The organism is Asticcacaulis sp. (genome assembly GCF_027484505.1).
Lineage (GTDB): Bacteria > Pseudomonadota > Alphaproteobacteria > Caulobacterales > Caulobacteraceae > Asticcacaulis.
Genome location: NZ_JAIXSV010000306.1, coordinates 39,038 through 60,180 on the forward strand (window position 1 = coordinate 39,038; position 21,143 = coordinate 60,180).

Genomic DNA, 21,143 nt, shown 5'->3' on the forward strand with positions numbered 1-21,143 from the left:
CGTACCAACCGCCCTGAACGGTCAGTTCCCCGCTGCCTGCACTATCAATTCTGACCGGTCGCCGTCAGCAGGTCGAGTGCCGCCTTCAACTGACTGATGGTGATGGCCTGTGTACGCAGCAAAGCCAACATCGCGCTGCGGTCCTTGATATCCATCAGCACCGCATCCTGCTCCTGCAATGCCGGGAAAGTCGCCATCTCGTTGGCTGCCACCGGTTGGCGTGAGAGCAGTGAGAGGGAAATATCGGCCAACCGAGCCGCCAGACCATCACGCTGCACACGCAGACCAGAAGCCACCTGTTGCAGATAGGTGGTGGCAGCCGGGTCATTGCCCATTGCGATGGCGAGCTCGGCACAGCCGGTCAGCACAGATGGATCGCCTGGATTTTCCGTCAACTGCGCCTCGAAAAGCTCCCTCGCCGTCACCAGGTTGCCCGCTAGCATGTGGGCACGCGCCATCTTGGCACGCACGGCGTTGGGGTTGCGGGCAACGGACACCGCCTGCGCATAGGCGTTAACCGCGAGGTCGAAACGCCCCCCAGCCGCCAAAAAATCCCCTTTTTGCTCCCAGTCGTCTGGCAATTGCAGCTCAGACCTCTCGGAGGCTTGCGTACTTCCAAAAGACATTTGCACGTGGCCTAGCATGCTACCGACACCTGAGTGAAGTTCAGCGGCGGAGTGCTGCGCCCCCAGCCGAACAGACATAAACTATAATTGATAACCAGATTGTGAATTAGCCCTATGTGACAGGGTCGATTCCGCCTGGCTACACTCTGCGGGGGAGCCGCTAATGTTGACTGACGTTTAACTTAAACGATATTATAACTACAATATGCAGAGGGCTAGACACAATGCGAAATTTTGAGGCAAATCCCTCCTTTTTGCCCGAAGCCGGTTCGATGGCGGGGTGGGCAGGTGGTGACGTGGAGATCGATGTCCAGGCTGGAGCGCCCGATGGCGGCTATGCCTGGCTTGTCTCATTGCCTCATCTTGAGATGTGGGGTGCCTCGCTTGATGCTCCGCTTTCAGGGTCCGTCTTACTTGAAAATGGCGTCGTGATCGGCCCAGGCAATCAGTCACACGATGACATCCGGAATGCCGGCGGTGGGCGTTTCAGCCATTGGGGCGGGCAATTATGGTTCTCCTCCTCCGATGGTACGGACCCGCGCACCAACGGTCGCACCTATGTGATCCGGCTCTCTGCGGGCAAAGCCAGTGGTGACGGCGCAAATACCGCGCAGTCTATAACCTTGTCCGGTCCCTATGTATTTGACCGCGGCTTCGCCTGGCGGGTTGACTTGAAGGGGCTCGTCGGCGGTCTGCCGATCGACCGTGCATCAATCCGGCTGCTTGAGAATGACAAGAGTGACGGTTTCATCCTGGCCCCCCCGGAAGAGGTGCGTCGTCTGGGACGTGGCCGGGCATGGCTGGATGAGGATTGCACGCTCTGGTTCTCGACATCGGATAGTACCAATCCGAACATGAACCGGCGGCGCTATGTGCTGGAATTCGAGCTGGCGGCGCCGGTCATCGCGCTGCCAGAGCCGGAACAGAGCAAGCCGGAACGCCCGCCGGCACCCATTCTGGCCATGGATGTCCCCTATAAGCTTTCGTCGGCGTTCCAGGCGGATGGTGGCAAAGCCTGGGTTATGGACGTCCCCCAGTTCGAGCCATGGTCGGCGGCACCAGGCCGCAATGGTGTCTTTGCCCGTCTGACGGAGAATGGTCGTCCCCTCGGACCAGGCGACAGCCTGCATGACGATATTCGGTCCCAGGGCGGGGGGGCCTTCAGCCTGTGGCAGGGCCGGCTGTGGATTTCCACCTCGGATGGTACGGATCCCAACGATAATGGGCGCAGCTATGTCCTGACCTTCCCAGACCTGGAGAAGGAACGCATCCCCTACGACAAGCTGTCGTTCGAAAACGGTATCTATGTCGTCGATCTACCTCGACCCTTTTCATCCGAATCGGGCTTTGCCTGGCAGGCGCAGGTGCCGGCCCTTGCGCATCTCGCCAGCGGCGAGGGCCGGAAATCAGAACTGTTCCTGATCGAGGATGGCCGTTTCATGAATGGCGCGGAAGCGCTGCACAGTGCGATCCGTGAGCAGGGTGGGGGCCGCTTCAGCCATTGGGGTTCGTCCTTCTGGCTGTCCAGTTCGGATAATACCGATCCCAACCGCAATGGCCGGCGTTATCAGATTGGGTACCGGATACATAAGCAGATGTCCGATGGCGGTCTGATCTATCAGCCGGCTGGTCGGCCCTTCATGTATGTGAAGGATGGTCAGCGTTTTGAGCTGCCCCGCTATTGCAATATCGGTCTCACGAACAAGTGCAACCTTCGATGCGAGATCTGCGGCAGCCAAAAGTCGCTGGACAATGAGAAGATTTCGCGCCGGTTCATGGATATTGATGCCTTCCGCAAGGTCGCGGAAACCATCATGCCCTTCATGACCGAGGTGGAGTTGAGCAGCTATGGCGAGCCATCACTTCATCCGGATTTCGAGGAGGTGCTGGCCACGATCCGTGATCATGACTGTGTGTTGAAGCTCCAGACAAACGCAACCCTCCTGACCGACCGGGTTATCAACCTGTTGTCGGGCATGGTGGGGACGGTCTGGATGTCCATTGATGCCGTCGGGCCCCTGTTCGACAAGGTCCGCCTGCGCGGCCGCTGGGAACAGGTTGATCGCGGCGTGCGCGAACTGGCCCGCCGTCGAGACCCCTCGCGCCTCAAGCTCTGCGTGAACCCGACCGTCACCCGGCGCACCATGCCCGTCATGATCGAGGTTCTGGAATGGGCCTATGAGGTTGGGGTTGAGGCTGTCAATTTCCGTAAATACGACCCGATCATCGGTTCGTTCGAGGAGCAACCCTCGGCCGACGAACTGAAGCCTTGGATTGAAGCTCTGCACGAATGGGCGGAACGTCATCCCGACGGACCCGATATTCGTTTCGAACCGAATTGGGTCCGGCGTCAGTCAACCGTCAACCGCGAAACGGTTGACGCCAATCTCTACAAAATTCCACATGCGGCTCATCCCAACTACCCAATTCCCAGCCACAAGCACGGAGCCCATGCGGTCTATAGCTGCATGGCGCCGCTGCAATATGTGGAAATCGGCCTGGATGGCGAGGTTTACGCGTGCTGTCGTACCCAGCGGACAGTGCTGGGCTTTGCCACTGACACCGACGAATTCCTGAACACATGGCTGGGTGCCCGCTATCAGCGCCTGAGACAGTCACTGCGTCACGATGAGCTTAAGCCATTCGTACTGCCCGAATGTGCAGGTTGCGTGAAGAGCTATTACGAAGGTTAGGGGGGCTCAATTCGTATGTACTATCAGGTCCCAATGTGAGCTGATTGACGAGGGCAAGTACAAAGGGATATGCCATTGTATGGTCCAGGTACCTCGCCCTCGTCATATATTTGCTTGCAGGCATTGGGGATTAGATGAAGTATTTCATAATAGAATCAAATAACATAAGGCACGACACAGGCCTTGGCTTTATCGTTGATAATGTTCGCGACATACCTTCTGACGATATAAAGGCGACTAAACGTAGCGGGTTGCTTCTGCTTGAAGACGGGTTTCCTCTCGGGCCGCCACATAGTGGCCATCAGGATATCCGTGAAAATGGTGGCGGCCAATATTCACATTGGAAAGGCTATCTGCTTTTCAGCAGCAGCGACGGCAGTGACCCGCGCACGAACGGTCGTCGCTATAGCTATACAAGCTTGGAGCATGCCGACAAGGCAGCATCCCAGCTTTATGCGACATCAATCCGCTACCTCATTGAAACACATAATTTTCCGCTCGTTCTGGACGATTTTGGAGACACAATTGACGCACAGGGCATCACGCGTCTGAGTGTTTTCCTGATGAGCCAGATACTGCGGCGAACCCTTTTCAATATTGAACTGGGCTCCAAGAACAAGACATTCACCTTGGACAAGGAAGCCGCCAGCATCAGTGGTTTCATAACCAGCAAATACAGGGCGGAGATTGCTATGCTTAGCATCCGCAATAAATCTGCCAGCCCGGCGACGATCACCGGCGTGCGCTCGCATCTGCATGACACACATTGGAGCTGTGAGGATTTGGTCGCCGCGATCAAGGCGACAGCAGGCGATGATCGTGCAAAGGCCTTTGCGCTTTGGCGGTATATCAGCATGTTCGGGGTACGGGGAACCGCCGATATTCACCCAAGCCAGCGCCGTGATCCCATGCTGTTTCTTTGGGTTTATGGTGGCGACTGCAATGATTTTGCCCATGTCTACTGCCAATTGGCTGAGCGCCTGGGGCTGAAATCAAGAATCATCAAATATGATGGTCACGCTGCTGTAGAGGTCTGGTTTGATGACCGTTGGAACCTATTGGACCCGAATCTTTCCTGTTTCTATCGCGATGAACACAATCAAAATCTATTTGATGCAGAATCTGTTGTGGATTCCGTTATAGACCGCACAAATTACGGCTATCCGTTTATGGAATCAAAGCAATACGAGGGCGGATACTATAAGTCAACGAAAGATAATTATAGTAGAATTATAAAATCAAAATCATACGTCACCCAAGATTCTGAAAAAACAGCGCACTCTCAGGTTTCGATACAATTGAAACCTGACGATGAGATCGTCATTTTTGAAAAAATGCTAGGGACAAGTCCTATATTCTTTACAAGAGGGAATTCGATTGTAAGCCCTGGCAATCCGCTGCCCCGTCCTTATCGCTATACTCATACGGCTCATTTTACAGAATCCACTGTGGAATGGGTCGAGGCGAGCTGTGGTCTACCTGTTCTTGATGCGCGTGTTCGTCTCCACTTACGCGATGATGATACGTTGGGGATGGAGCCGCTGACTTTTATCATCGTCTTCGATGACGCGACAGAAATCCCGGTGGAGATATCAACCGTCCATTATATCAATCCGGTCACGATTGAATTTGACCTGGGGCATGTGCTGTCGCTTCGCGCCACACAGTCACCATCCTTGAAAATCAAGGTTGGGATTCCGGAAAAGCTGACAAGATCGGTGCTGTCGGCCCGGTTCATGCTGATCGGCTCTATCCAATCCACCATGCTGCCCTCGCTCAAGCCTGGGGTCTTTGCTTTTCAGCCGCATGGCACTTTCGACAAACTGGAAATGTCAATTAGTGGTGTTGATTTTATCAAGAGAACAGAGAAGGGGGGGAAATCTCAAACAAAGCTTCCCTACACACCCTTAGTGGCATCAACAAAGGTAGAAGATGTATTCATTGCCTTTGATTGGAATGGCGAAGAGAATGATTCTTTCCTTGTGGAAATATGCACTGACCCTAATTTTTATGAACCCATCTTGGCCGAGCACATAAATCTTGTCTCAGGACGCTCATATCGTGTGAGCCGGGATCTGTTTAAAGATCGTCCTGCCCTTCACTATCGCATCACCAAGCTGGATGGTGATGGCCCTGCCTGGGGAACGGTGGTCGGTCATATTGACCTGCCGCAGGCCGCGACGGCATCATCGGCAACGGATACGCCATAGGTGGGCATGTCGGAGAGCGTCCAAGACTGACCCGGTGAACCGGTTACTGACCTGTTCACCGGGTCAATCGAATGATTGCCGTCAGTCTACATTCCTGACGGCAAAGCCATGGCGCTACTTCTGAACAATGAAGGTCCCACCCAGCACCCTCAAATGATCGACCGGCGCGCTATGGAAGGTGCTGTCCGGTCTGCTTCGAAGACGAGCGAGGAAATCATTGAGATATCCCTCTTCTATCAGTGTTTCCGGGGTAAACTGCACATGCCTCAAGCCTGTATTGATGAGGATGTCCCGCATCGTTTCGGCTCTCATCCGATTGCCGCGTCCATATTTGTTGTCGCCGCAGGATTGATCATAAGCCTGTTGGCTCATGAGCAGAAACTCCAAGGGCCGATCAAAGCTGTCATGATCACGGTAATCGACACGGTGAATGCCCTTGCCATTTGGCTTCATGGTTCTGACCATCGCCGCCATGGCTGACTTGACATCGAAGAGATGTTCAAAAGTCGCGTGGGAGACGGTCAAATCAATCTGACCATCCAACTCCACAGCAATAGACTCAAGGGATTGGCGGAATGTCCGTACCCGTTCGCGGTCCAGTTGTCCGGCTGCGACGGACCTGTGCAGCGGCGATGGGTCAAAGTCCCAGCCGGCCTTGCGCATCTCCACCTCAAGGCTGGCAGCCATCATGCTATGGATGTCGGGCTTCCAGTCTGGAAGAAAGGGGTCAACAACGGTCACTCTGGCGCCTAGACACGCCATGGCCAGGACACTGCCAAGAAACATGCCAGGGCCGACCTCCAGAACCTGCAAATCTCTGAAGCCCTTCATGCCGTCTGTCAGATATCGCGCATAGAACGCCACGATCTGCATGGCATACTGCGCTCTTTCCCGATAATGCTCTTCTGCCGATTCCCGCACTTCATAAGTGCGGCCATTCACATTGGGATCGCTGCCATCGCGTGCCGAAAAATAAAGCGTATGCCGCCAGTGCGAGTAGCGCCCGCCACCATGTAGACGTATGTCTCCATGCGAAGCGTGGGCTGGCCCTAGAAGCTGGTCATCTTCCCTTAACGTCAATGTGGAACGGCTGGTAAAGCCAACATCGTCGGTCAGACTAAACAAGGTAGGGTCGATTGCTACTCGCCAGCACTGCCCGGCATCATGGGTGAATGGGGGCTTGAGCACGATCGAAGCAGGCTTTTCGGTTGACGGTAATGACATCTGATCTGACCGGTGAATTGCTAATGCCTAATGGATGACACTTCAGGTGGGCAGGGGCAATCCCCAAATATCCCGGCACAATACAGGTGGCCCTATCATGCCGAGCTGACCTTGTTGTAACCGGTAGACTAATGGCACGCAGGCCTGTAACAGGGTATGAAATTATTCTGTGCAGTTAACGGTGGGACACAATGGAAGTAAAGCTGACCGCTCCGTTTCGTCACCATGACGGCCACTGCTTTCAAAAGAATGTGTTCGACCTTGCCCTCTATGCGGACTCACCCGTCGGGAACCGATCAAACACGGTGCTGCTAGAAGATGGAAAGCCTTTGGGGCCGGCGCACGCCCTTCACCAAGACATCGCTCAGAAAGGCCGCGGCGCCTTCAGCCACTGGCAGCAGGGTCTCTGGTTCTCTACGAGTGATAATTCAAACCCAAATAATAATGGTCGAGAATACAGTATATTTATCGACGAATCGACCATAAAAGGGGATCATAAATCTGATTTGGTCGCCAATGCAGTCGCGCAGACCTTATCAGTGACAATTGGTTATTTAAGAGAATTTCGAACGCATTTTAGTATCAGCCATGATCATCAGCCAGAGGTTTTGGAGATCGGCGCAAGATATCTGGGTGTCGCCGCGATCCTTGCCTCGATGGGTGCCAAGGTCACTGTCGTCGAGCCCGAACCGATTGTTTGGCGCTCTGATTTCAGCGCTCAATTCTATGAGACCTTACGTGCGGAAGCGCCATGGCATGGCTTGACCTTGCCTGACCCCTCCATCATCGAAGCTATTCTGCACAGCGAAGGGGAGATAACCCCGAACATCACGGTGCTGCAAACAACAGGCGAGGAGATGGATGTTCATCGTTTCAAGAGCAAGTTTGACTTCATCTTCTCAAATTCTGTTCTGGAGCATATTTTCGATCCGCAGCGAGTGATGGAGAATTTAGCCTATTGTGCCAAACCCTGGTCCCATTCCCGCCATGGTGTCGATTACCGGGATCATCGGAATTTCGATGACCCTCTGGGATTTATGCTGCTGGACGATATTGAGTACCGGACCAAGCTGGTCAACAAGGACACAGCGCGTGGCAACAGGCTTCGGCCCTCCGAACTGGAATACTGGATCAATCGGTGCGGTTTCAGCGTGGCCGAACGGAAGGTCCGTGAATACAACATGGAAAGCTATATCAACCGGCATCGTGAATTGGTCCTGAATAGCGGCCTGAGCCGTCAGTATGCAAACTGCTCCGCGGTTGACCTGTATGAGAACTCTGTCCTATATACCCTGACGCGCCTTCCGGATTAATAGGAATTATATCTTGCAATTGAGTGCATTATCGTTGAAACTGGCCTTGTAGATCCCAGGGCCATGTCCGCAGCAAGCGGGCATGGCCTTTTTTGTTGCGAGGCCGGAATGAACTCCTTTGTCCTTAAGCGGGATGCCTATGGCACCCCGACCCATCTTCCCAACATATCGCCCTGGCGGTTCGCACGCCCGCTCAATGCCAATGAGGCGGTGACGGTGACGGTGCCTTCCTGGGCCCAGACCATGACCATGGCGGCCACGGTCGATTTCTGGGTGCAGTATGGCGGTGCCGCAGCCGTTATCCCGACGGTGGCCATCATCGATGGCTCTGCCCCGGAACTGAATCCGATCGGGCGGCAGATCACCGGCGGCAGCACGCTGTCCGTCATATCGGCAGCGGCAGGGCATATCGCAATCTGCTTCTATGGATGAGGTGGACGATGACTGGATACTCCTATCCCCCTTCCAGGAGCCGGGATGCTGGCCCCCCATCAGGTCCGCTGCCTCTTCCCGACGGCACGGCGGCCATCCCGGCATTGACCTTCACGGCAGACACCGATACCGGCCTGTTCCGTCCGGGCGCGAACCAGATCGGCATAGCGGTCGGGGGGACAAGCCGCCTGACCGCCACCCCCCAGGGAGCCGTGATCGCCGGGACCTTGACGGTTGAAAGCAGCGGCACGCACCGGGTCAAGGCTGCGGGCCAACTTCCGGAGATCATGCTGGAACGGTATGCCGGCACGCTAGCCGCCCCAACGGCCACACAGGCCAATGACATATTGGGCCGGTTTGTGTTTGGCGGACATACCGGTGCTGGAGAAACCTTCAACCGGGCAGGGCTCTGGTGCCGGGCGGTGGAAACCTTCACGGCCTCGGCAAACGGCACGCAGTTCGAGATGTGGACGACACCGACAGGATCGACCACCACGGCCCGCCGTCTGACGGTGGAGGCGACCGGCGCGGTCAATCTGGAAACCGGCCCACTCAAGATGGCTGGTGCCGAAGTGCTGAACAGCGCCCGACACCTGGTGCTGAGGGCCTATACGGTAGCCACGTTACCAACGGCCGCTGTGGCAGGCCAACTGGTCCATGTCAGCAACGGTTCCGCCAACCGGTATCTGGCCATTTCAGATGGCAGCCAATGGCGCTTCCAGGATGGCAGCGTCGTCAGTTGAACCCACAGGATCAGCAAGCATCCCGATCGATGGAGAGAAACATGCAGACACACAAACTGCCTTATGAATTCCTGGTCCGCTGGGGAACCGACGGTACCCTCTCTGGTGCCCATATTCAGTATCGTTACATCACGACCGGGCCGGACGGACTGCCCCTGGGCGAATTCATAAGCCCGCCCGAACCCGTTTCGGCGGAGGGCTACCCGCTGGAGACGATCCTGACCCCTGAACAGATCGCCGCCTTCAGGTCGCGGGTTTGATGAACGGGGGAGGAGTGCAGAGCCGGACCCTATCGGTCTGAACCATCTTCCTGCCCGGCTTAAATGCGTAGGTTTCGCCGGTTGTGCCTGATATGGTGTTGTTCTGTCTCCTCTTTCCCAGATGCCGAATGGTGGTCATGTCATCCTCCTTCGTCGCCGGCTCCGTTCTTCTTCCGGGTGCCAGCAATGCCGATCGGGCGCGGGCGGTTGTTACTGCTGCTGCTCATCGCGCCCAGTCCCAGAAATTGCCCGGTTTCGACTTTGAATTGCTGGATCATGGCTCCATTGCCGTCGCCCATCAGGGGGGCCGGCTGGAACGGGTGCAGGCAATCAGCACAGAGGCGAACGCCGGTGCTGTCGTCTATCGCTTTTCAAGCAACCCGGCAGAGGCGAAGGAGCGCGCCACCACGATCCTGCATCACTACCAGCAGGGGCGGGGACAGACGGAAATCGTGGATACGCTGCGGGCGGGCGAGCTGCTGCTACTCTGGGATCGGGAGAGTGAGTATACGCTCCTGGCCTATGCGCCAGGTTCACTCTGCCCCATCCATGTCCGTAGCAGCGATGGCACGCTGGCCTTTGCCAGTCAGCCCGAGTTGCTGTCCAAAACCGGCAGTGCCGCCCATGACTTGTCTGCCATGGGCCTGGTGCAATTCCTGTCGACCGGGTTTGTGCCGCCGGCTGGCCGGCTGAAGGGAAGCAATGACGGCACGGCCCCTCTGGAGCCTGGGACCATTCTTGTCCTGCGCAGGGGTGTTGCTTCTCATTGGCGGGCATCCCCTGTCCACAACCCTGCCAAGGTGGCGAATACCAACGGTCTGGCAGCGCTGTGCGCCGCTTTGCCCAATGCGGCCGACTATGGCAGCCTTCTGACTGGCGGCGGTTTGCATAGTGCCCTGCTGACTGCGGCAATGGTGCAATCCGGTGCCCGCCCGCAGTTGGTCTGCTTCGGACTGGGAGCCATCAACGAATATCCGCAAGCCGGAACCCTGGCAGACCGCCTGGGATTGCCCTTGAAGATTCTGGAGTTGGTACCCGACAATCTGTTCACGTCGGCCGTGCAGTTCGGCGCCAAGGGTGCCACAAGCCCGATCGACAATCTGGCGGCCACATTGCTGGCCGTATCGATCCATGCCGCAGGTGGCCGCGCCCGGACATGGATGACCGGTCTCGGGGGGCGCAGCCTCTGGGGAGAAGGCGTAAATGCCGATCTGATCGATCCCATGGCATTTTCAGGGCTGCTGCGCCACCCTGGCACGCGCTCTGCTCTTGCTTCTTTCCCTTATGGCAATCAGTCCCTGCATTGGGAACCCGGCACGGCTCTGCCGAAGGCTGATGACCACGCCGCGATCGGGTTAAGTGTTCTGCCGACGCTAGCACATATACTGGGACTAGCGGACACAAGTCTCTCTGCCCCTTACTGCCAGCGTGAGCTGCTGGAACCCTGGGTCATGGCGTCGAAGCAGGCGGCAGCGGCGGCCAACCTGTCCTTGCGCGACTATCTGTCCCGGCTGCTACCAGTCGGCTTGAGCGAGCAGTACCGCCTATCCGTGCCAGGGCAGCCGCTCTTCACCCGCCGCACCCTGATGGCCGGTCGCAAAGATGAGATCATACAGGGGCTGACCTCTGCACGGCAGACGGACATGGCTGGCCATATTGATCTGGACGCGGCCATCACACTCGCCAACAGCTATTATGATGGCAACCATCAGCAGGAAACCCTGCTCTGGCGGCTATATCTGCTGGGGACATGGTACACGCGGAGCTGATTACAGCTCCGCGTTCCAGGCGCCAAAGTCCTGACCGGGATAGTAGGGGTCCTGGAAGTCCGGCCAGCGCTGGCGGAGCAGACCGGAATCCGGCTGCCCCGCCGCTGCCGGGACATAAAGGCATTCCGTACCCGGGTCGGCGATGATGCGATATCCGGCCATGATGGCACGGATGCCAGCATCCTGAACCGCATCACGCAGATCCAGGGTGGTGGCAAGTCCCCCGATCCGGTTCAACAGTTCACGCCGGATCAGCACACAGGGATGGGATGGCACCGTCACATTGTGCGGCACTTGCATCACTGACAGGGGGCCTGGCGCTAGCCGATGCTCGCCCTGCAGGGGTTCCACCACACCATCCGCCGCCATAAATCCGCCACTGGCGATAATGGAGCCACGCTCGGACAGGAGTCGCGGCACCACAATGCCGACTTCGTTGCGGAACAACCAGGCTGACAGGCTGGTAAAGATGTCGGGGACTTGCGCCTCGATCCCTTCATCCATCAGAAGGACGCAGGTTTGCGAGATGTCGGCGACAAACCGATTGATAATGGTTGGCCATGCACTGCGCTCACCAACCAGCAATGTCGGTAATGTCGGCAGCATGTAAACTAGCTCCCGCCGTGCATCTGCTGACAGCGCCTCTTCGGTCAGGATACAGATCTGGATCAAGTGGCGCTGAGCCAATGAAAGAGACCGAATAACACTCGATAGCGCGTTCAGTACCGGATGGTAATCCTCGCCATACAGAGGGCGGGTACGGCCCGTACCGGTCAGCACCAAGCAATAGCCGGGCCCAGGTTCAGGCAGAACCGTGCTGATCCGCCAATTGCCGGGCGCAAAAGACTGTTCGACCTTGGCCGGGTGGCCGGCCACCGTCAATGCATCCATGAGCGCAAGCGCCTGACGCTCCAGCGCCAGCGGCTTCGCCGTTAGCCCGGCGGCCGTGGAACCAGCACTTTGCCGCCAATGGTAAAGTGGCTTGCGCAGGTGATGGAAACGGGCACCGGCCTGAGCGGCCCGCAGGGCCAGATCATAGTCCTGGGCACCGTCATAATCACCGCGCAAGCCGCCAAGCCGGGACAGCATTGTATCGCGATAAACCAGCATGTGGCCCAGATACATGTTGCTGAACAACAGGTCTGGGGACCAGTCAGGCTTTCGCGTGGCAACCGATGCCGGTTGACCATCCTCGGTGATCTTGTCCTCGTCACTGTAGATCACATCAATGTCGGGATGTGTCAGGATGGTTCGCGCCACCTCGTACAAGGCATCAGTAGTCAGGGTGTCGTCATGGTCCAGAAAGGCGATCCATTGACCAGCAACCATCTCAAGCGCCGCATTGGTCGCAGCGGATATGCCGCTATTCTCCGGCAGGCGACGGATGACAATCCGCGAATCTTCTTTGGCAAAAGCGGACAGGGCTTCCCAGATCACCGGATCATCAGAGGCATCGTCGACGATGCATAACTGCCAATGCGCGTATAATTGCCGCCGGACCGAGGTCACAGCCTGCTGGAGCAGGGGTAACGGCGTATTGTAGACGGGCATCACAACGCTGATCAGCGGCCGATCTGCAAAATCCCGAACAACTTCGGTGATCTCCAGCAAGTCGATGGTCCGCCGTGACAATGCTGGGGCTTGCACGCCCCCCCGGCGGCCTTCCTTCCAACCACACATGAGGTAATGGAAATATCCCGAAGGCAGGCGACCGGCAGCAACGCTGTCGGCAATATCTGCATTGGCCGCCAGATAGCGGACTTCCGAGTATCCCGGCAAACGCGGTCTTGTGCCCTCGATATCCTCCCGCCATCCGCACCGGCACCAATGGTCGCGAGCGTTGCTGAACATATCGGCGGAGAAGGTACTCGCAAGATCGGGGAAAGCCCTCAGATAGGGTTCCTCCGCAAAGTCAGCAGCATTGAAACCGTTCCAATCAGGTTCCGACTGGTATAGCGGACGGCTGAACCAGCGTGTCACATGGTAACGGTACTCATGATCGACCGCCAGCTTGCGCTCGAACCATGATCGCGGCTCCACCTGTAAATGCGGGCGTGTGAAGGCAGCCGCAGCATTGCGCCCCGATACAGGTCCTGGTAGACGCCCCTCCCGAGCACCATGCAAGGCATAATGCTGATAAGCGGAGAAGAACATGCCTTGCTTGATGGCAGCTGCGATGTCGGGATAGGTCTGGCGATACCAAGTCTCGTCGAACAAGGGAACAGGTGCGTACTGGCGTTGCACACCGACGCGCAGATAATGCTGGAATGTATTGTGCAGCCCAAACTTCACCAGTTCATCAGCGACGCTGGGATAGTTTATCAGGTACCAGTCATTGTTGATGGGCACATGCGGTGACAGGCCATCAGCCCGGCCCGTCTCCTGGAAATGCCTATATAGGAACTGAGCGTCACCATCGACATCATAGGCCGTCCTATACCATATCGGATCGATAAAAAGACCGTCAGAATAAACATAATGTCCCAACTGGGTACTCAACAACTTTCCAAGTCGCATTCTTGCCGCTACCTGTTGTCGTGGGTTCAGCCGTTATCTACCAAAGCTTTTCACCGCATAGAATTGACAGAACCAGCGCAAATTGACAACAGAAGGTTAATGGAGATAATTATTTGAGTTGGGCATTCCCTTATTTTCCCTTTTGCACCACTGCTTGCCAGGGCAAAAGGGGGTGGAGATGGCTCCGACACTGCTCTTCGCCATTTATAGACAGATGGGCAAGTTCGCCGTTGCACACCCTATGCACGGTCATGGTAGTGAACGGATCGCAGCTAGCTTGGCTGTCGCTGTATAATGAGTAGAGGGGATTTCCGATGCGCATCGCCGTCATCGGCACCGGCTATGTCGGTCTGGTCTCTGGTGCCTGTTTTTCCGAATTCGGGGTGGAGACGATCTGCGTCGACAAGGATCAGGGCAAGATCGACCGGCTGCTGAAGGGGGAGATCCCGATCTATGAGCCGGGGTTGGACGCCCTGGTGGAGAAGAACGCCAAGGCCGGTCGCCTGTCGTTTACCACCGACCTGCCGACCGCCGTGGCTGGGGCCGATGCGGTGTTCATTGCGGTGGGTACGCCATCGCGGCGCGGCGATGGCCATGCCGACCTGTCCTATGTCTATGCGGCGGCGGCGGAGATTGCGTCGGCGCTCGACCCCGATGATTACACGGTGATCGTGACCAAGAGCACGGTGCCCGTTGGCACGGGGCGCGAGGTGGCGCGCATCATCCGCAAGACCCGGCCGGAAGCCGATTTCGACGTGGCGTCGAACCCGGAATTCCTGCGCGAAGGCTCGGCCATTGAGGATTTCATGCGCCCCGACCGCGTGGTGATCGGCACCGACAGCGACCGGGCGCGGCAGGTGATGCGGGCGCTGTACCGCCCGCTGTTCCTGATCGAGACGCCGATGGTCTTCGCCAGCCTGGAGACGTCGGAGCTGATCAAATATGCCGCCAACACTTTCCTGGCCGCCAAGGGCACCTTCATCAACGAGGTGGCCGACCTGTGCGAGAAGGTGGGCGCCGATGTGCATGATGTGGCCAAGGGCATTGGCCTGGATAACCGCATCGGGAAGAAGTTCCTGCATCCCGGCCCCGGCTATGGCGGCTCCTGCTTCCCCAAGGACACGCTGGCCCTGGTGAAGACGGCGCAGGATTATGGCAGCCCGCTGCGCATCATCGAAACCGTTGTGGACATCAACGACAAGCGCAAGAAGGCCATGGCGGACCGCGTCATCGCCGCCTGCGGCGGGTCGGTGGCGGGCAAGCGCATCGGCGTGCTGGGTGTCACCTTCAAGCCGAATACCGACGACATGCGCGACGCCCCGTCGCTGGACATCGTGCCGGCCCTGCAAGAGGCCGGCGCCATCATCGCTGCCTATGATCCTGCCGGCCGGCACGAGGCAGAGAAGATGCTGCCCGGCGTGGAATGGGCGGACGATGCCTATGGCGCGCTGAACGGGGCCGATTGCGCCCTGGTCCTGACGGAATGGAACGAATTCCGCATGCTGAACCTGTCCCGCATCTGCAAGGCGATGAAGGAGCCGATCCTGGTCGACCTGCGCAACATCTTCAATCCCGAGGATGCGGAAATGGCCGGCTTCGCCTATCACTGCGTCGGGCGGCCCGGGCGGGCGGGACGGAAGCGTTGAGACCATGAACGATCTCCGGCGTCCGGCAGCTTTTCTGGGTCGAGACGGTGTTCTGAACCTAGATACTAAACATGCTCATCGACCGGAGTAGATTGTCTGGTTACCCAATGTTTCATCTGCGATCCGTCATCTCAATGACGCTGGCTATTGGGTGTTCGTTGTCAGCAATCAGGTAGGTATCGCCCACGGTTACTATGATAAAGCCACGGTTCAGGCATTGTATGCCTGGGTGGGAGAGCAGTTGCGTCAACAAGGGGCCCGGATTGACGAATGGCGCTTTTGTCCGCATCACCCTGAGGGGGACTGTCAAAGCATATTGTTGTGTCTGCGAGTGCCAGAAGGCTAGTCCTGGCATGATTCTGGACTTGATCCGGACTTAACGTGTTGATGTAGGGTACAGCTTTATGATGGAGAAGCAGGACCGGGCCATCTGCAATATCCCGTAACAGGACATGTGCAGGAACTGCCCGTCGATCATTAGAACAGAGTTTTTGACTGGAACAGTGAACCCCATCTAGTACATGTCAAACTTCATGGGGCCTTCAAGCCCCGTTCCAGCCGGCGATCACATCCACGACAACCCGCACCGACGCCAGTGGCATCTGCGGCCAGAAAGGCAGGCTCAGCACATCGGATGCCATGGCTTCCGCAATGGGGAAGGTTCCTTCCCCCAGGTCGAGCGAAGCATAGGCTGGCTGCCGATGGGGGGCACAGGGGTAATGCGCCAGGGTCTGAATGCCCTGCCCCTTCAGATGACGGGCGAGCCCCTCACGCGAACCGCGCACCCGGACCACGTACAGATGCCAGACGCTTTCCATTCCCGGATGCACTAGGGGTACCGCAACCGAGGGGCAATCGGCCAGCAGGCGGGTATATTCCGCCGCCAGCGCCTGGCGCTGCCGGTTCCAGGCCGGCAGCCGGGGCAGTTTGACCCGCAGGATGGCGGCCTGCATTTCGTCCAGGCGCGAATTCGTGCCCAGGATCTCATGCTGGTATTTGATGGTGGAGCCATAGTTGCGCAGCAGGCGCAGGCGATGGGCCAGTTGATCATCATTGGTCACGACAGCACCGCCATCGCCCAGGGCGCCCAGATTCTTGGTCGGATAGAAACTGAAGGCCGACAGGGTCCCCATGCCCCCGACAGGCCGCCCCGCGACCGTGGCGCCATGCGCCTGCGCCGCATCCTCCAGTACTGCCAGCCCATGACGGGCGGCGATGGCGTTGATGGCCACCATATCCGCCGGCTGACCGTAAAGATGGACAGGGATGATGCAGCGGGTGCGCGACGTGATGGCCGCCTCGATCCTGGCCGGATCGATATTGAAACTGGCCGGATCGGGCTCCACCCCCACAGGGATGGCACCGGCGGCGGAAACCGCCAGCCAGGTCGCCACGAATGTATGGCTGGGCACGATCACCTCGTCCCCGCTGCCGATCCCCAGCGCCTTCAGGCCAAGGGTCAGGGCTGCCAGCCCGTCGGAGACCCCGATGCAATGGCGCACACCACAATAGGCGGCGAACTCTGCCTCGAACGCCTCCAGCTGCGGACCCAGGATATAATGGCTCGCATCCAGCACAGCCGCCATGGCGGCGTCCAGTTCTGACCGGATTTCCGCATGAGCCGAGGTCAGATCATAAAAAGGAATGCTCATTCAGGTCGTTCGCCAGTTGCCTTGAAAAGAAACTCATCAAAATCGCGGATATAATCCGCCTCGTCATAATGACGGGAGGCCAGCACCAGACAGCAGGCCCCGGACGAGAAATTATGCAGTTCCCGCCAGACCATGTTGCGCATGTAAAGGCCATAATAGGACCGGTTGAGCGTCACGGTCTGCTGGCGCCTGCCATCGTTCAGATGGATGTCGAAACTGCCGCTGACGGCAATCACGACCTGATGCAGCTCCTTGTGGGCATGGCCACCGCGGTGCGCACCGCCAGGCACATCATAGAGATAATAGACGCGGTTAATATCGAATGGGATCGTGCGGCTGCCTTCGATGAAGGTCAGGTTACCACGCCGATCACTGACGATCGGGAAATGTACAAGCTCCCATGACCCTGACATTTCTTATCTCCGCACGTTGCGCGACGTGCACAGTAATCGGTGCAGTTTTCTTCGCGTCAGGAGATCATACCGGCTCTGAGACAGCCATGCCAGGAACTCAATCCCGGCCAGTGCTAAAGGGAAGTGTCCTTGCAAGCCTGGACTTCAGGTCAGGCCTGATGTCGATGACAATCGACACCCATACGCCTTTCACTGTTCTCTCCAGCTCGCCAAAGCCCGTTGCGCCACATCCACGGCCATTTCGTAATAATCCTGGGAAACGGCGCGGGCGCCAAAGCCCTCCTTGAACTCAATCAGGCCGACATTCAGATACCGGCCCTGCCGTTCATTGGAATTGCCGAAATCGAACCAGTGCCTGCCGGCAAAAACACTGCCGAACAGCTCCGTGAACAGCAGGTCCAGTGCGCCGTTGCGCATTCCATCATCGCTGGCCGCGATATACTGAGCATGCAAGACGGGGCCGGTGTCATAGATCACGGTACCGGCCAGCATCTCGCCGGCGGGACCCTGTGCCGTATAAAGGCGGATCTGTTCGGGAAAACGCCTGGCCAGCATCGTCATCTCCCCGACGCTGTGCACAGGCCGCAGATCATAGCGGTCGGACAGCCGGCTCTCCAGCAGGTGCCAGAAGCCAGCCCAATCCGTTGACGGACCGGCGCGCAGGCCGGCATTGGCGGCTTTACGGGCCCCCCGCCGGCGGCGTTCCTGGAACGGCGGATGATCGCCCAGGTCCAGCACGCTCAACACATCACGCCGGACCAGGGCCGCGCCAGCCCGGAACAGGGCATAACGGTCTTCGTCGGCGGGGTGGCGGTGATAGATGGTGGGCATGCTTTTGTAATGCCAGGACCGGATGCCGGCGGCCGCCATCCAGCCCAGACAGGCCGCAAAACAATCCAGCATCAGCGGCGTCGTCATGGTGGAACCCACGATCATCCCGCCATAGCTGAGCCCGGCATGAGAGACCAGTTGCCCTTCACGCCGGTTGGCCGGCAGCAGAGCCACGATTTCCGCCCCCCGCCGCACCACCAGCGAACAATCCTGGAACCGGTCGGCGTGATAATCCATGTAGCCGCGGTCGAACTGGAACGTGCCGTTACGGCTGGCCGCCACAAACCTGTCCCATTCCGGTGTCAGGCCGGGATGGAACGGCTGAACATCAAGCGGAGAGTTCAACAGCTCACTCCTGATCCAGGATGGCGACACCGAAACCCGATGCCCCGTGGGAATTGCCGTTGTAAAACAGATAGCGATGGCCGCCGGCATCAACGACGCAGGGATAGCAGACCATCTCCTGATCCCAGCCGCTGTCAGAACGGGGCAGAATCATTCGATTGTCCTGGCGTGTCCAGGTCAGTCCATCGGGGCTTTCTGCATAGCCCAAACGATAGGGTTCGGTCCGGGAACGGATCGAGTACCACATCTTGTAAAGGCCATTCTCACGGATAACCCACGGGCGGCCAAAACCGAATTCGGATGGATCGGCGAATTCGATCGCTTGCGTGCTTTCCCCGGTCCAAGTCAGTCCGTCGTCGGAACGGGTCGTGCGGATGATATATTCAGGATACTGTTTTCCGCCGACATGCGTCCAGTGATGGGCGGAAACATACCAGCAGCGGTAGCCGCCATCATCCTCACGCACGATGGTGGTCGCCGACCGGATGAAGGGCTCGCTGTCGGTCCGGTCCAGAACCGGCGTGCGGCTCAGACGGCGGAACACGCCATCCGGCCCGCGCAGGGCCGAACCGGCGAACAGCATGTAAGGCACACGTTCGCACCGCTGCCAGCCGATATAATACATCACCGTCCCAAGGCTGGTTTCCACCAGGGCCGAGGGGTTGACGCCGCTATCATCGAAACAGCCCAGTTCACCGATATCCAGAACGGGATCGGGATGGTCATAAAGGATGCGTGTCGGGTCGCGGGCATCCAGTTCCAGATAGCCGATACGGCCATTATAGCCACTGTCGACGGCGGCGTAATAGACGCGCAGGCGGTCATCCCCAACCGCTTCGGCGGTCGGGATGATGGCATAGGACTTGGCCCAGTCCCGGCTGCCGTCGGGAACGAAGACCCGTCCCAGCTTTCGCCACTTCATGTTGTTGCCCGCACCTTGAAGAAACGCAGCGCCGATACTTTCGACGGCTCCCCGCCTGTGGCCGGATACAGCGCGCCAGGACTGGTATCGGTCATCAGGGTGACGCCAGGTCCGCACCAGTTATCTTCCGCCACCACCACATTGTTGGCCAATGTGGCGTTGACGCCCAGAAAGCTGTTGGCGCCGATCCGGCAATAGCCAGAAATCACAACATGGGAAGACAGGAAAACATTGTCGCCGATCGTGGAATGATGCCCGACATGGTTGCCGGACCACATGACCACATTGTCCCCCACCGTCACGAAGGGCTGAACGACATTATTCTCCATGATGAAACAATGTTCGCCCAGCCTGACATTGCGCCAGACAAAGGCCCGGCTGCTGACATAGCTGGCCGGGCGGTAACCCATGGCCTTGACCTTGTCCAGCAGCCGCCGCCGCAGGCGGTTCAACTGACCATAGGTGATGGCCACGAACACATCATGCCCGGCCGGATCGTAAAGCTCAGGCAGATTTTCCAGCGCCACGACGGGCAGGTCCAGCAGGGTGTCGCGGTTCAGGAAAGCCTGTTCCACGGCGAAGGCGACCGGCTGATAGGAGGAATCATGGCTGAAATATTCGAAGGCCACCTCGGCGAAGGCGCTGTCGCCCACAATGATGAGTGGCCGCTTTTCAGCACTGATAGCCATCACGGCCTCCGGATCAGGATGTCTTCACGGCGGTTGGCCATCGGCAGCTCATCAGGCTGCGGCAGGATGAAGGCATCGAACCCGGCGGTGCGTGCCCGGTCGACAAGGCCGAGCACGATCGCATCTGTGATACGGCCATGCTCAATCTGATTGATCTTCACCTCGGGAAGGCCATCGGTGCGCAGATAGGCCTGATGATAGGCGATGCCGGCATCGCTGGACAGGAAGCGGTGACGCTTGGACACATTGGGAACGTCGCCCAGCAGCAGATAGCCGCCCGGCCGCAGAAGGGCCATCAGGGCGTCCAGAAAAACGAAGGGATTGGCTTCAAGGAACACGTGCTGGAGCACGCTGTAGACGATGATGCCATCCACGCCGTCGGCCACATGCGGGGTCAGATCCGGACAGGCATCCGGAAACCGCCCGCAGACCTTGGCGATACCCTGGCCGTCCGGCAGCATGTCCAGCATTTCTTGCGCGTCCAGCAAGATCAGCTCATGCCCCTGTTTCAGGCAATGGTTGATCAGCAGCTGCGGCAGTTCCGAACATCCAGGCCCGACATCCAGAATCCGCTGGCCGGGCTTGTGCAGCACCCGCATCTTGGAAAGGATATCGGCGAAGATCGCGGCTTCATGCCCCTCCCGGAAACCCTTGGGGAACCCGATCTTTTCATACATGTTCAGCGACGGGTCGGTCGCCATTCTGCGGAAATCATCAAAACGCAGGCCAGCGAACCGAGCAGCCTCTCTGTTGCCGTCAACGCTGTCGGGGCCTTTGCTCATAACCGTGTACGCTCCGAATGAAATGGCAAGCTGTCGGACGCGGAGAGCCTGAAACCAATCTGCACCCGGCAGTTGT

General features: G+C 58.1%; 17 protein-coding genes. 8 read left to right on the forward strand and 9 right to left on the reverse strand.

What is annotated here, in order from left to right:
• Positions 1-44 precede the first annotated feature (44 nt).
• The gene (locus Q0072_RS18075) at positions 45-581 is read right to left on the reverse strand and encodes a tetratricopeptide repeat protein (protein WP_298332948.1); all 537 of its coding nucleotides are present in this window, start codon (positions 579-581) and stop codon (positions 45-47) included.
• Positions 582-850: 269 nt separating this feature from the next.
• Between Q0072_RS18075 and Q0072_RS18080 the strand changes: the two genes are divergently transcribed.
• Both Q0072_RS18080 and Q0072_RS18085 read left to right on the forward strand, forming a co-directional pair.
• A complete protein-coding gene (locus Q0072_RS18080; RefSeq protein ID WP_298332949.1) occupies positions 851-3,319 on the forward strand; it encodes a radical SAM protein in 2,469 nt (822 codons plus the stop codon).
• A 134-nt stretch (positions 3,320-3,453) separates the two neighbouring features.
• A complete protein-coding gene (locus tag Q0072_RS18085; protein WP_298332950.1) occupies positions 3,454-5,529 on the forward strand; it encodes a transglutaminase-like domain-containing protein in 2,076 nt (691 codons plus the stop codon).
• A gap of 114 nt (positions 5,530-5,643) precedes the next feature.
• Here Q0072_RS18085 and Q0072_RS18090 read toward each other — a convergent pair whose 3' ends face one another.
• Positions 5,644-6,753 (reverse strand): methyltransferase domain-containing protein, encoded by a 1,110-nt coding sequence (locus tag Q0072_RS18090; protein WP_298332951.1) that lies wholly within the window; start codon positions 6,751-6,753, stop codon positions 5,644-5,646.
• A gap of 191 nt (positions 6,754-6,944) precedes the next feature.
• On the opposite strand from Q0072_RS18090, the gene Q0072_RS18095 reads away from it, so the two are divergent.
• From Q0072_RS18095 to Q0072_RS18115, 5 genes are all read left to right on the forward strand, one after another.
• Positions 6,945-8,066 (forward strand): methyltransferase domain-containing protein, encoded by a 1,122-nt coding sequence (locus tag Q0072_RS18095; protein WP_298332952.1) that lies wholly within the window; start codon positions 6,945-6,947, stop codon positions 8,064-8,066.
• A 108-nt stretch (positions 8,067-8,174) separates the two neighbouring features.
• Positions 8,175-8,498: a hypothetical protein gene (locus Q0072_RS18100; RefSeq protein WP_298332953.1), complete on the forward strand. Its 324-nt coding sequence runs from the start codon at positions 8,175-8,177 to the stop codon at positions 8,496-8,498.
• A gap of 8 nt (positions 8,499-8,506) precedes the next feature.
• Complete coding sequence (locus Q0072_RS18105; protein WP_298332954.1) at positions 8,507-9,241, forward strand: hypothetical protein; 735 nt, start codon at positions 8,507-8,509, stop codon at positions 9,239-9,241.
• A gap of 41 nt (positions 9,242-9,282) precedes the next feature.
• A complete protein-coding gene (locus tag Q0072_RS18110; RefSeq protein WP_298332955.1) occupies positions 9,283-9,501 on the forward strand; it encodes a hypothetical protein in 219 nt (72 codons plus the stop codon).
• A gap of 137 nt (positions 9,502-9,638) precedes the next feature.
• Positions 9,639-11,270 carry a hypothetical protein gene (locus Q0072_RS18115; protein ID WP_298332956.1) on the forward strand — a complete coding sequence of 544 codons (1,632 nt, stop codon included), beginning with the start codon at positions 9,639-9,641 and terminating at the stop codon, positions 11,268-11,270.
• Here Q0072_RS18115 and Q0072_RS18120 read toward each other — a convergent pair whose 3' ends face one another.
• On the reverse strand, positions 11,271-13,769 hold the full coding sequence (locus Q0072_RS18120) for a glycosyltransferase (protein ID WP_298332957.1): 2,499 nt from the start codon (positions 13,767-13,769) through the stop codon (positions 11,271-11,273).
• 332 nt (positions 13,770-14,101) lie between these two features.
• On the opposite strand from Q0072_RS18120, the gene Q0072_RS18125 reads away from it, so the two are divergent.
• Positions 14,102-15,433 (forward strand): UDP-glucose/GDP-mannose dehydrogenase family protein, encoded by a 1,332-nt coding sequence (locus tag Q0072_RS18125; protein ID WP_298332958.1) that lies wholly within the window; start codon positions 14,102-14,104, stop codon positions 15,431-15,433.
• Between the two features lie 542 nt (positions 15,434-15,975).
• Here the strand turns inward: Q0072_RS18125 and Q0072_RS18130 are convergent.
• From Q0072_RS18130 to Q0072_RS18155, 6 genes are all read right to left on the reverse strand, one after another.
• Positions 15,976-17,085 (reverse strand): DegT/DnrJ/EryC1/StrS aminotransferase family protein, encoded by a 1,110-nt coding sequence (locus tag Q0072_RS18130; protein WP_298332959.1) that lies wholly within the window; start codon positions 17,083-17,085, stop codon positions 15,976-15,978.
• Entirely contained in the window at positions 17,082-17,498 is a 417-nt protein-coding gene (locus Q0072_RS18135; RefSeq protein WP_298332960.1) for an FdtA/QdtA family cupin domain-containing protein, read from the reverse strand. The genes Q0072_RS18130 and Q0072_RS18135 overlap by 4 nt, the downstream gene beginning before the upstream one ends.
• 189 nt (positions 17,499-17,687) lie before the next feature.
• Positions 17,688-18,674, reverse strand: a complete 987-nt coding sequence (locus tag Q0072_RS18140) for a GNAT family N-acetyltransferase (protein WP_298332961.1) — start codon at positions 18,672-18,674, stop codon at positions 17,688-17,690.
• Positions 18,675-18,678: 4 nt separating this feature from the next.
• On the reverse strand, positions 18,679-19,596 hold the full coding sequence (locus Q0072_RS18145; protein ID WP_298332962.1) for a hypothetical protein: 918 nt from the start codon (positions 19,594-19,596) through the stop codon (positions 18,679-18,681).
• Positions 19,593-20,285, reverse strand: a complete 693-nt coding sequence (locus Q0072_RS18150; protein WP_298332963.1) for an acetyltransferase — start codon at positions 20,283-20,285, stop codon at positions 19,593-19,595. The genes Q0072_RS18145 and Q0072_RS18150 overlap by 4 nt, the downstream gene beginning before the upstream one ends.
• Positions 20,285-21,067: a hypothetical protein gene (locus Q0072_RS18155; protein ID WP_298332964.1), complete on the reverse strand. Its 783-nt coding sequence runs from the start codon at positions 21,065-21,067 to the stop codon at positions 20,285-20,287. The genes Q0072_RS18150 and Q0072_RS18155 overlap by 1 nt, the downstream gene beginning before the upstream one ends.
• Between the last annotated feature and the right edge of the window lie 76 nt (positions 21,068-21,143).